The 12,834-nt window shown below is 70.5% G+C and carries 7 protein-coding genes; 2 read left to right on the forward strand and 5 right to left on the reverse strand.

All coding sequences use genetic code 11. The features are described 5' to 3' along the window. Positions 1–716 (reverse strand): MFS transporter (locus ACIRQY_RS17745; protein ID WP_403926933.1); only part of this gene is annotated, 716 nt, incomplete at its 3' end. A gap of 691 nt (positions 717–1,407) precedes the next feature. On the opposite strand from ACIRQY_RS17745, the gene ACIRQY_RS17750 reads away from it, so the two are divergent. Together ACIRQY_RS17750 and ACIRQY_RS17755 are read left to right on the forward strand one after the other, a co-directional pair. Then, complete coding sequence (locus ACIRQY_RS17750) at positions 1,408–7,572, forward strand: DNRLRE domain-containing protein (RefSeq protein WP_403926522.1); 6,165 nt, start codon at positions 1,408–1,410, stop codon at positions 7,570–7,572. Between the two features lie 206 nt (positions 7,573–7,778). Continuing rightward, the gene (locus ACIRQY_RS17755) at positions 7,779–8,099 is read left to right on the forward strand and encodes a hypothetical protein (RefSeq protein WP_403926525.1); all 321 of its coding nucleotides are present in this window, start codon (positions 7,779–7,781) and stop codon (positions 8,097–8,099) included. 147 nt (positions 8,100–8,246) lie between these two features. On the opposite strand, the gene ACIRQY_RS17760 is transcribed toward ACIRQY_RS17755, so the two are convergent. The 4 genes from ACIRQY_RS17760 to ACIRQY_RS17775 all read right to left on the reverse strand — a co-directional run bounded on the left by ACIRQY_RS17760 (position 8,247) and on the right by ACIRQY_RS17775 (position 12,741). Continuing rightward, complete coding sequence (locus ACIRQY_RS17760; protein ID WP_403926528.1) at positions 8,247–9,545, reverse strand: MFS transporter; 1,299 nt, start codon at positions 9,543–9,545, stop codon at positions 8,247–8,249. Between the two features lie 16 nt (positions 9,546–9,561). Next, positions 9,562–10,101, reverse strand: a complete 540-nt coding sequence (locus ACIRQY_RS17765; RefSeq protein WP_351793482.1) for a carboxymuconolactone decarboxylase family protein — start codon at positions 10,099–10,101, stop codon at positions 9,562–9,564. Positions 10,102–10,285: 184 nt separating this feature from the next. Next, the gene (locus ACIRQY_RS17770) at positions 10,286–11,131 is read right to left on the reverse strand and encodes a serine protease (RefSeq protein WP_403926531.1); all 846 of its coding nucleotides are present in this window, start codon (positions 11,129–11,131) and stop codon (positions 10,286–10,288) included. Between the two features lie 329 nt (positions 11,132–11,460). Next, entirely contained in the window at positions 11,461–12,741 is a 1,281-nt protein-coding gene (locus tag ACIRQY_RS17775; protein ID WP_403926534.1) for an FG-GAP-like repeat-containing protein, read from the reverse strand. Positions 12,742–12,834: the final 93 nt, after the last annotated feature.

Consider the following 12,834-nt stretch of genomic DNA (forward strand, 5'->3'; position numbering starts at 1 on the left):
AACACCAGGAACAGCAGCACACTCGCCCCGATCGTGCCCACCGTCCACGCCGCCGAGACATGCGTGGCCCGCTCCACACCGAAGACCAGCAGGAGGATACCGCCGGTCACCGTCACCGCACCCGCCAGGTCCACACCCTGCCCCGTACGCACCGGACGCGCCGACTTCGGGATCAGCACCACCGCCGCGATCAGGATCAGAAGACTCAGGATGACCGGCGCGAAGAACACCCAACGCCAGTTGATCGCGGCCAGCAGACCACCCACGACCAGACCGACCGAGAAACCACCCGCCGCCGTACCCGAATACACCAGCAGCGCCTTGTTCCGCTGCGGACCCTCAGCGAAACCCGTCGTGATGATCGACAGACCCGCCGGAGTCATGAACGCCGCCGCCACACCCGTCACGAAACGAGCCACGACCAGCATCCACCCCTCCGTCGCGAACCCCCCCAGACCGGAGAACAGAAGAAACACGACAAGCCAGAACACAAACATCTGACGCCGACCGAACAGATCAGCAGCACGACCACCGAGGAGCATGAAACCGCCATACCCCAGCACATAGGCACTCATCACCCACTGGAGCATGCCGGTCGACAGACCCAGATCCTCACGGATCGAAGGCAACGCCACATTCAACATGGCCACGTCGATGCCCTCGAGGAAGATCGCGCCACACAGCACGAACAGCACGCCCCACGCGCGCCCGCTCATGCGGTCCGTGCCGCTGCTCGAGGATTGCAGTGTGGACACAGAATTTCTCCTTGCACGCGAAGGAATAGCTATCAGAAATAGCTACCAGGGAATCAGACGCAGTATCACCCCACCCACGTGCAACCACCTTGAAACCCACGTGAACACCCCCCACCCACAACCCCGCGCCTTCCACAACGGACATCGTTCCCACGGGGTCCCGTCTCCTGGTCTCGGATGTCCGCCGGTGGAAGCGGCCCGACCCGGCCTTGGCTCCGCGGCCGGACCCGATGGCCACCACGGCGCCCACGTCCTGCCTCCTGCGGCACGCGGCACGCGATATGACGCCGGGTCGGCACACCGCCGCCCCGCGCGACGCCCCCGCTCAAGCAGTCGGATGAAGATCCAATAACGGATTGCCGGAGGTCGCGCCGTCGATGGGCATTCGCCCGGAATGTTCGTTGTAGGCGCGCCGTAGATTCCCCTTGATCACTTGTCATGCGCAAGCGATCGGCAGGAAGACCACTTACTCCTTGGGGGGACTTTGCCATCCCGTTTTTCGGGCAGGCCATCTCGGCGTGCCCGCTCACTGGCCGGCGGCCCGGGTGGGCTGCGTGCCACCGCGACCGGCCTGGCCCTTCTCACGGCGGCGTCGTCGCTGTTCGGCGCCGAAGCGGCGACAGCCGCCCCGGCCGCTTACGAGGCGTCTCCGGTGCGGCAGGACCAGCAGCGGAAGGCCCCTGCCGCAGCGGCCGACATACCCTCCGCCCGGGTCGCGGCCCTGCTTTCGGGCACGCGCGTCGAGGCTCTGTCCGAGCGTACGGAGACCTCGACGACCTGGGTCGGCAAGGACGGCTCGCTCACCTCCGAACTGTCCGCGGGACCGATCCGCTTCCGCGACCCGGCCACCGGTGAGTGGCGGAACGTGGACATCGCGCTCACCGAGTCGGCCGACGGCTCCGTGACCTCGAAGGCGCACCCGCGCGGGCTCAGGCTCGCCGGGAGGACGGGCCGGAAGGCCCCTTCGCTCAAGGCGGCCCAGGCCGCTCCGGCCACCGATCTGGTCACGCTCGGCGAGGGCGACCAGGCGATCACCCTCCAGTGGCGCGGCGGTCTGCCGAAGCCGGTGCTGGACGGCACCCACGCCACCTACGAGAACGCCGTACCGGGCGCGGACGTGGTCGTGGAGGCCACCCGTACCGGTTTCGAGCAGTTCGTCGAGGTGAAGACGAGGCCCGCGGCCGGGTTCTCGTACACGCTGCCGCTGCGCACCAAGGGTCTGAAGGTCACGCGGCAGGCGGACGGCAGTGTCCTGTTCACGGACAGGAAGTCCAGGAAGACCGCCGTCATGCCCGCCCCCGTGATGTGGGACGCGAGCGTCGACGAGGCCTCCGGTGAGCACACCCGCCGGGCCGCGGTGGGCATGGAGGTCGTCAAGGCGAGGGGCGGTGTCGATCTCGTCATCACCCCGGACGCGGGCTTCCTCGCCGACCCGGCGACGAAGTACCCCGTGACCGTCGACCCGTCGACGTCCGCACTGGGCAACCTGTTCGACACGTACGTGCAGCAGGGCGAGACGGTCGACTGGTCGAACGACACCGAACTCGACTTCGGCAATCCGGGCACGAAGAACGCCGACGGCACCTGGCGCACCGCGCGGTCCTTCCTCACGTGGAACACCGCCCCGATCGCCGACGCGCTGATCTCCTCCGCGACCCTCTCCCTGTGGAACTTCCACTCGGGCAACACCGACTGCACCGCGCAGCCCTGGGAACTGTGGACGGCGAACACCGCCTCCACCGCCTCCCGCTGGACGAACCAGCCGTCGATGACCACGAAGACGGCCACGTCCACGGGGACCAAGGGCAATCCCGGCTGCGCCTCCCAGCCCGACGGCTGGATCGACGCCGACGCCACGAGCCTGGTGCAGCACTGGTCCAACAACAAGTGGGCGACCTCGGGCATGGGCCTGCGGGCCACCGACGAGAACAACATCAAGCAGTGGAAGCGGGTCAACTCCGCCAACGCCGCCGCCAACCCGCCCAAGCTGACGGTCACCTACAACTACCGTCCGCGTACCGGCACCAAGCAGGAGGCGGGCGCCCCGTTCTTCTCCTACGACGGCGCCTACGTGGTCGACTCGCCCACTCCCACCCTGCGCGACACCTTCGTCGACGCCAACGGCGACAAGGTCAACGGCACCTTCCAGATCTTCGACGCCGCCACCGACACCCAGGTCGGCAACGTCCTGGTCTCGCCGTACGTACCCTCGGGTCAGGTCGCCTCGGTGACCGTCCCCGCGGGTGTCCTCACCAACGGCAGGACGTACCGGTTCCGCACGAATCCGTACGACGGCGGCCACTACAACCTGGGCTGGTCGGCCTGGAAGACCTTCACGGTCGACTCCACCGCACCCTCCGCCCCGACGGCCGTCACCTCGACGGACTACCCGTCGAGCGCGTGGGTCAAGGGCGCGGGCCAGGCGGGTGTCTTCCACGTGACCCCGCCCGCCGCCGACCACCACTGGATCGAGTGGTCGCTGGACGGCACCACCTGGACCAAGGTCGCCACCAACGGCGCCGCGGGTACGAAGGCCCTCACCATCACCCCGCCCCAGGACGGCACGCACACCCTCCAGGTGCGCACCGTGGACAAGGCCGACAACAAGTCCGAGCAGGTCGACTACGTCTTCCACGCGGGCCCGGGCGGCTTCGTGCAGCCGACCGACGGCGAGCGCACCGCCCGACGTCTGCCGCTCGTCGCCGAAGCCGAGTCCGGTAAGTACGACAAGGTGTCGTTCTTCTGGCGCCGCTCCGAGGCCGACGCCTGGACGCAGATACCCGCCGGTCACGTCACCTCCGGCGGCACCGCGCTGACCGCCTGGCCGGTCCCCCTCGTGGGCGGCAGGAACGCCCCGCTGGTCTGGAACGCCACCGACACCGTCGACCCCGACGGCAGCATCCAGATCAAGGCCTCCTTCACCGGCGCGAACAGCGCCGCGGGCAGCACCGACCCGCTGCCCGTCGTCGTCGACCGCGACGCGAGCGGGGCGGCGGAGGAGCAGATCGGGCCCGGCTCGGTGAACCTCCTCACCGGCGACTACGGCCTGTCCGCCACCGACACCTCGGTCTTCGACCTCACGATCAAGCGATCGGCCTCCTCCCGGCGCCCCGTACAGGGCGCCGAGCAGGAGGGCCAGGCGGCCATCTTCGGCAAGGAGTGGGCGGCCGGGGCCGTCGCCGAGACGGCCTCCGTCTACGCGTATCTGCGCAAGGCCTCCGACACGGCCGTCGCCGTCGTGAACAACGACGGCTCCGAGACCCACTTCACCGCGAACGCGGCGAAGACCGCCTGGATCCCCGAGCCCGGCGCCGAGTCGCTGACGCTCTCCGGCGCGGTCACGGGCTCCTTCACCCTCACCGAGACCGACGGCACGGTGACCACCTTCACCAAGCCCGACCCGGCGCTCACCACCTGGCAGGTCTCCACGACCCTCCAGGACGGCCTGGCGAACTCCACGAACACCGTGGTCACCGAGACCGTGACGGTGAACGGCAAGAAGCTGGTCCGCCCCGTGCGCGTCAACGGGGCCACTCCTGCCGCCAACGGCGCCACCTGCACGGCGACCCCCTCCACCAAGGGCTGCCGCAGCCTGGAGTACGTCTACGCCGGCTCGACCACGGCCACCCCGCTCGCCTTCGGCGACTACACGGGCCAGGTCAAGGAGATCCGCGTCTGGGCCACCGAGCCCGGTGCCGCCACGGCCACGGCCAGGACGGTGCACACGTACGCGTACGACAACAGCGGGCGGCTGCGCCAGGCGTGGAACCCGCTGATCACGCCCGCGCTCAAGACCGAGTACGCGTACGACGCCGCGGGCCGCGTCACCACGCTCACGCCGCCCGGCGAGCTGCCGTGGAGCTTCACGTACGGCCGTGCCGGAAACGCCGCGACCGCCGGTGACGGCATGCTGCTGAAGGTGTCGCGCGCCGGACTGAAGCAGGGCACCGCCGACACCGCCGAGGGGACCGCCACCATCGGCGTCGTCTACGACGTCCCGGTGACCGGCGCCAAGGCCCCGTACCAGATGGGCGCCGCGCAGACGCGCACCTGGGGCCAGGCGCAGGCACCCACCGACGCCGCGGCGGTCTTCCCCGCCGACGCGGTACCGGCCGGCCACGACGGAGCGGCCCTGACGGCCGGATCCTACGGCCGCGCCGACATCCGCTACCTGGGCGTGTCCGGCCAGGAGAGCAACGCCGCCGCTCCCGGCGGTCACCTCACCACCACCGAGTACGACCGCTTCGGCAACATCGTCCGTGAACTCTCGGCCGCCAACCGCGCCGTCGCCCTCGGCCTGACGGCCGCCGACCGCGCTCTCCAGGCCGACCTCGGCATCGGCGCGCTCGGCTCCGCGGAGCGCGCCGAGCTGTTGTCCAGCCGCACGCTGTACAGCGACAACGGTGTCCGCGAGCTGGAGACCTTCGGCCCGCTCCACCGGATCGACCTCACCCAGGACTTCAAGCAGGGTGCCACCACCCTGATCGCCGCCGGTACCTCCGTACCGGCGCAGGACTGGGTCGTGAAGGAGTACGACGGAGGCCGTCCCACCGACGGCAGCGCCTCCATCCGGGACCGGGCCACGCTGGAGATCAGCGGCACCCGGGTCCGCGGCCACGACTCCCTCATGGGAGAGAAGCGGGTCAAGGAATCCCAGTACGACTGGGTGAAGGGTCAGCCGACCCTGTCCATCAAGGACCCCGGCGGCCTCAACCTGACCAGCAGCTGGGGCTACGACGCGCAGGGCCGGGTCATCTCCTCGGTCCTGCCCGGCGGCACCGGCGACGACGCGGCCAGCAAGGTCACCGCGTACTGGACGGCGGACGGCACCGGCTGGTGCAAGGGCCGCCCCGAATGGGCCGGCCTGGTCTGCTGGAGCGGCCCCGCGGGCGCTGTCACCGGCGGCGGGTCCCAGCCCTCCGATCTGATCGACACCAGCTCCGAGTACGACTGGTGGGGCAACCCGGCCAAGGCCGTCGAGACGGCCAACGGCGTCGCCCGTACGACGGCCGTCACCTACGACGGCGCCGGCCGCCGGATCAAGGACACCGTCACCGGCGGACTCGGCCAGGCGGTTCCCGAGGCGACGACCGCGTACGACCCCGCGACCGGCAAGGTGGCCAGGACCACCTCCGCCACCGGGGGCACCATCACCCGGTCCTACGACCGCCTCGGCCGTCCGATCTCGTACACCGACGCCGACGCGGGCACCACCACCACCCAGTACGACCTGCTCGGACGGCCCGTCAAGGTCGCCGACTCGGCGCCCTCGACCGTCACGTACGCCTATGACGCGGCAGCCGAACCGCGCGGCATGGCCACCTCCATGACGGACTCCGTCGCGGGCACGTTCAGCGCCACCTACGGCGTGGACGGTGCCGTCGCCACCGAGAAGCTGCCCGGCGGCTACACCCTGCGGCAGACCACGGACACCGCCGGAAACGTCACCGGCCGTTCGTACACCCGCGACAGCGACGGCGCGTCGGTCTTCACCGACGCGGTCAACAAGTCCGCCCACGGCCAGACCACCACGCACTCGGGCTGGTCCGACCAGGCCTACCGCTACGACGCGGCGGGCCGCCTCACGGCGGTCGAGGACACGGCCGACACCGTCTGCACCGCGCGCGCCTACACCTTCGACAAGCGCAGCAACCGCACGTCCCTGACCACCGCGGCGGGCAGGCCCGGCGCGGCCTGCCCGACCTCCGGAGGCACCACCACCACCCACACCTACGACAGCGGTGACCGCCTCGTCGACGCGGGCTACGCCTACGACGCCCTCGGACGCACCACCTCGGTCCCCGGCAGCGGGACCTTCGGCTACTACGCCAACGACCTGGTCCACCAGCAGACCGCGGGCGGCCAGCGGCAGACGTTCACGCTCGACGCCTCCCGGCGGCTGCGGTCCTGGACCGTGGAGAAGGACAACGCCGGCATCTGGTCCACCACCCGGTCCAAGGTGAACCACTACGGCGCCGACGGCGACAGCCCGCGCTGGATCACCGAGGACACCGCGAGCGGCGCACTGACGCGCAACGTCGGCTCCGCGTCCGCCGGTCTCACCGCGACCACCTCCGCGACCGGCGAGGTCGTCCTGCAGTTCTCCAACGTCCACGGAGACGTCGCGCTGCGGCTTCCCCTGGACACCGCCGTCGCCCCGCTCGCCCTGGACGCGGACGAGTACGGCAACGCGCGTCCCGGCAGCGCCACCGGCCGCTACGGCTGGCTGGGCGCGAGCCTGCGCTCCGCCGAAACCCTCACCGGCATCACCCTCATGGGCGTGCGCCTCTACGACCCGCGGGTCGGGCGCTTCCTGTCGGTCGACCCGATGAACGGCGGCAGCTGCAACGCGTACGACTACGCCTGCGCCGACCCGCAGAACAAGTACGACATCGACGGCACGTACCTGCGTGAGCGGGTGCAGTCGAACTGCCGCCAGGACGTGTGCGTCCGCATCCGTCGCATCTGCGAGAGCGACACCGGCCGCTGCTCGCTGAACTGGGACTTCCACTTCCGCAAGTCCTGGGCGAACTCCTGGATCAACGCGGGCTTCAAGTGGTACATCCACATCAGCAACACCTATGTGAAGTCCGGTACCTACAGCCACGGAGAGTTCGGCAGCTACACCTTCCACGGCGGCTGGTACTCGAACAACAACAGCAAGGGCCGCGGCTGGTTCAAGTGCGGCTGGTGGCAGTGCCGTCTCGACGCGGGCGACACCGTGATGTTCTCCGCCTACGGCACCGCCTGGCGCTACGGGCGGGGCTACGCCTGGAGCGTCGGCCAGAGCTTCGGGGGCGGCGGCCGCTACTCCTGAACCCACCGGCGTCACGCACCCGATCGACACCCGGGACGGGACAGACACCCCAAGGCCCCCCGGCCGGCGACCTCGCCGGCCGGGGGGCCGTTCCCGTCCGGGGAGCTGATGGATTCGCCCGCCGGCCGACAGGGCCCGCGACCCGCCTCGGTACCTTGGTGTCCTGCCACACGGCCAGAGGGCCGTGGATCAACAGAGGAGAGCGCATGGCGAAGAAGGAGCAGGGGACGGACCGAGTGGAGGACCGGGACCGTGACAGGTGGATGGCTCGTTTCCAGGTGCGGCTGGCCATGCAGCCGGGCGTGGACAGGGCAGTCGTGCTCCGGGCGGTCAAGGAGACGGCGGGGCACTGCGCGATGACGGGAGAGGACCCCCGGACCGCTTTCGGCGACCCGGACAGCTACGCCGTGGAGGTCGCGGCACGCCTGGTGCCGGCGGACCGGGCCGCGCGCGAGAGGCGGCGCGACACCCTGGTGAACACCATCGACTCGGCGGTGAAGAAGACCAGGGAAGCCACAGGTCTGTGACCGGTGGTGGCGGAGCCGTCCTGGCCTCCGCCAGGGGGAGGGAACCGCGGAGACCGCCGAACGGGCCGTCCCCGCCCGTTTCCTGTCCGTTGCCCCGGCGGACGGAGTCGGTGGTCCTGCCGGAGTCGGTGGTCCTGCCGGAGTCGGTCAACGGAGGAGAGTCAGGGCGGGGCGGTCGGGTGCCGCTGTGTCGGGGCGCAGGGATCGCGCGCTGAGGAACGCCGCGGGCCAGCTCAGGAGGACCGCGGTCATCACCCCGACGACGAACCAGCCGTCGGCGTCGTGCTCGGCCGCGAAGGCGGCGAGGGCGGGGCCCGCGCCGCCCAGCACGGCTCCGGTGACCGCGTGGGAAAGGCCCACGCCGAGGGCGCGTACCTCCGGCGGGAAGATGCCCGTGAGCAGGCCGGGCAGGACGGTCGTGGCGCAGACGAGGTAGACGACGCCGGAGCCGTAGGTGAACAGCAGGCTCGCGAAGCCGCCGGTCATCGTGAGGTACGAGACGGATCCGGTGACGGCGAAGAGAGCACCGGCCGCGAGCAGCAGGCGGACGGCTCCGATCCGGTCGGCGAGCAGACCGATCGGCACGTTGAGCAGCAGCATGGTGGCGGTGGCGGTCATCACCGCCCAGAACATGGTGCCGGGCGGGGCGAGCCGGGTTCCCAGCGCGGGGACGACGGAGGTCCAGGTGCCGCCGACGGCGGCGCTGCCCGCGACGAACAGGACGGCCAGCAGGACGCCGCGCCGGTGGGCGCCGATGATCTGTCGCAGGGAGCCGCGGTCGCGGCGGGCGCTGACCTCCCGCCGGAAGACCTCGGTCTCGGCCAGGCGGGTGCGCAGGACCAGCAGGACCAGGCCGAGGACACCTCCGATCAGGAACGGCACGCGCCAGCCCCAGGCGTTCATCGCGGTGGGGCCGAGGGCGGCGGTCAGACCGCCGCCGAGCAGCGAGGCGGTGAAGGCACCGGCGCAGGTGGTGAGGGAGAACAGGCTGCCGTAGGTGGCTCTGCGCTTCTCGGGGGCGACTTCCATCAGATAGGTGGTCGCGGCGGGCCATTCCCCGCCGTGGGAGATGCCCTGGGCCATGCGTGCCAGGAGCAGGAGGACGGGAGCGAGCAGTCCGATGTGCGCGTGGCCGGGGGTGACACCGATCAGGAGGGACCCGCCCGCCATGAGGCAGACGGCCAGCAGGAGGGCGGGACGGCGTCCGCGCCGGTCGGCGTAGCGGCCCAGGAGGATGCCGCCGAGGGGGCGCATGAGGACACCGGCGCCCAGGACGGCGAGGACACCGAGGAGCGAGGTGAGGGAATCGTGGGAGGGGAAGAACTGGGCGGCGAACAGGGGGGCGAAGAGCGCGTAGGCGAGCCAGTCGAAGGACTCGATGAAGTTGCCGACGACGGTGGCGGTGACCGCTCTTCGGTGGGCCTTCTCCGGGGAGTGCGCGGGCATCGTGGCCACCTCCCCCTCACAGGGTGGCCGTGTAGCCGTGGGCGGTGATCCGCCGGCCCGCCTCCTCGTAGTAGGCGGGCTCGGTGGGCAGTGCGGTGGCCAGGCAGCTGACGTAGCGGTTGTACATGGAGAAGGCGGCCGCGATGAGGACGGTGTCGTGGATGTGGGTGTCGGTGGCGCCCTCGGCGCGGGCGGCGGCGACGGTTTCGTCACGGACGGGGGCGGCCAGCGCCTGGACCTCGGCGGCGATCCGCAGGAGGGAACGCAGCAGGGGGGTGACGGGCGCGGTGACGGCGTCGTGCTGGACCGCCTTGACCAGGTCGGCGCCGCCGTCGAGTTGAGCCGCGGCCGCCGCGCCGTGGGTGTCGGCGCAGAAACGGGTGGCGTTCAGTTCCGACACGTACGCGGCGATCAGTTCGCGTTCGCCCCGGGGCAGCGGCGAGTCGCCGCGCAGCAGGGCGTCGGCGAGGGCGTTCAGCGGGACGGCCGTGTCGGGGCGGTGGGTCATCAGACCCCTGATGCCGGGCTGGTCGTTGGCGATCCGGATGTGCGGCACTGGTCGTCCCTTCGGTCGGGAGAGTTGCCTTTCCTCATTGTTGGCATCCCACGAGACGGCAGCCAACTCCCCGCGTGCGCAACTGCGTCGGCCACCATGGAGGCGGTGCGGGGCGGGCACGGCGGACGAAGCGGCCGGGGTCCCGTGCGGGACCCCGGCCGTGGCACCGGAGGGAACGGAAGGGTTACGGCTTGGGCAGTGCGCAGCCCGCGCGGTTCAGGTCGATGACGTTCCCGGGGGCGATGCACGGGACGATCGTGTAGGTGTGCTGGGCGTAGTTGATGCCCTGGCGGACGGTGACGGCACCGTTCTGGTCGACCTCGCACGGGTTGTTCAGGGTGCAGCTGCCACCGCTCTCGTTCCCCGTGTTGTTGACGGCGACCACCTTGCCGGTGGTGTTGTCGATCACCGGCGAGCCGGAGGTGCCGCCGATGGTGTTGCAGGACGAGGTGTAGCGGACCGAGTCCTTCCAGGTCCACTCACCCTCCTTGAGGCGGTAGGCGAACCCGTCGACGTTGCAGCTGTAGGTGCGCTTCCAGTATCCGGAGACCACCGTGATCGCCGAACCCTGTGCCGGGCGGACGTCGTTGAGGGTGAGCGCGCCGATCCCGTACTGGCTCTGGATCTGCTGGTAGGTCTTGGTCAGCCGGTAGATCGATATGTCGGTGTCGGTCATCGTGGCGTACGCGATGCGGTTGGCCTGGAGCGTGCCGACCTTCGTGGCGGCCGAGTTGAGCAGGGAGAAGGTGCGGCTGGACGCGCGGTCCTTGATGACCTGACCGGCGGTGGGCATGCCGGTCTCCAGGCAGTGCCCGTTGGAGAGGACGAGTGCGGGGTCGGTCGGCAGGGAGCTGGGCGCGCGGACGACGGATCCTGAACAGTTGCTGAGCGCGACCGTGCCGGCGAAGTCGACGGCGGCGGGCGCCACGACCTCGGCGGGCGCGGCCTGGGGTGCGGAGGCCAGGGCCGGTGCGGCGGACATTCCCGCCAGGGACAGTCCGAGCAGGATGCCGACGAAAGGCTTCTTCATGTGGGGGGTCCCCTCTTGTTCTCTCTGACGAAGGCGCGACGAGAGATCCTCTTTTTGTCATGCTCATTTTCGAAATATCTTCTACGGCTGGCAAGAGGGCCTCCCGGACCGCACCGTCCGCTCGCGCACGGCATCCCGCCCGTCCGGCCCGCCGAAGGTCTCGCCGAGGGCTGTCGGCGAGACCGCACGCGGACAGGGGGTGATCGTCTGCGGCCCGGCGCTTCACCCGCGTGCGGGAGGTCTGCACGCGGGATGGTCGCCGGGCCGTTCTCGCGGCCGACCGCTCGGTTCACCTTCGTCGTCGGCCCGCTCGGGATGCTCAGGTGGTGTCAGAGGACGGCCGTCATGTCGTACCAGAGGCTGCCGTCCCAGCCGGCCCGGTGGAAGGTGCCGTTGCCCTTGCCCGGGTAGGAGACCAGACAGTCGGAGCCGAGGCAGGAACCGTTGGTGAGGGACTCGGTGGCGCGGCTGTTGGTGATCCCGTAGAGGTCGTTGCGACCGTCGCTGTGTTCGGCGTCACCGACGCCGATGAGGGTGGCCAGGGCGTTCCAGCCGCCGCCGAGCGGGACGCGGGGGGCGAGTGCGCCGGCCTTGCCGTTGTACCGCCACAGCTTGCCGGTGGAGGGCTCGCGCGCGATGAGATCGGCCTTGCCGTCGCCGGTCACGTCTCCGGGAGCAGTGAGGGCGTCCATGCTGTTCCAGCCACCGGCGCCGATGAGCTTGCGCGCACTGAAGGTGCCCGCGCCGGTGCCGGGGTAGAGCCACAGCTTGCCGGTGGACTTCTCGACGGCGAGGAGGTCCGCACGGCTGTCGCCCGTGAGATCACCGAAGGCGGTGATGCGGGTCATGGAGTTCCAGCCACCGGCGCCGATGAGCCTGCGGGCGCTGAAGGCGCCCGTGCCGGTGCCGGGGTAGAGCCACAGCTTCCCCGTGGCGGCCTCTCGCGCGATGAGGTCCTCGCGGGCGTCGCCCGTGAAGTCGCCGTGCCGGGTCAGGGCGTTCATGGCGTTCCAGCCGGAGCCGACGAGCTTGCCGGTGCTGTTGCCGGGGAGGAACCAGAGCCGGCCGGCCTTGTCGCGGGTGAGGAGGTCGGAGCGGTGGTCGCCGTCGAGATTGGCGAAGGAGCCACGGCTGAGGGAATTCCAGCCCACGGACCAGTCGGGGTAGCCGGGGCCGTAGCATTCGCGCCGCGTGGGAACGAGCTTGATCGAGCTGATGGACGGGGCGCCGAAGTAGCCCCACTCGGTGCCGCCCGGGTCAGGGTCCCGGGAACCGACGACCCAGCCGCCGGAGGTCCGGTACTGGGACTCGTTGTAGCCGCAGGCGTAGCGGTCGGTGCGGTTGGACACGGCGCTGATCCGGTTGTCCCAGGTACCGAGCGTCGGCTTGTTCGTCGTGATCTTGAGCATGGAACCGGTGGCGTGGTCGGTCTTCCACACGCACAGATAGCCGCGCGGACAGTCCTCCGGCTCGGCCTGGGCGGGAGCGGCGGCGGGACCGAGGGCGGTGAACGTGGTGAGTACCGTCAGGACCGCGAGAGCGAGCGCGGTGGACCTGGGCGCGCCGTGGAACGAGCCGGTGGTTGCCGTCGTACGAGACAGCGGAGTCATACGTGCTTTCCCCTCCGAGATGCGGCGTGGAGTGGAGCCTCCTTGAGGCTTCCCCCTCGACACGCCGTGGGAGGGAAGATATCGCGCGGGGGT

Source organism: Streptomyces sp. NPDC101490 (genome assembly GCF_044767145.1).
Lineage (GTDB): Bacteria > Actinomycetota > Actinomycetes > Streptomycetales > Streptomycetaceae > Streptomyces.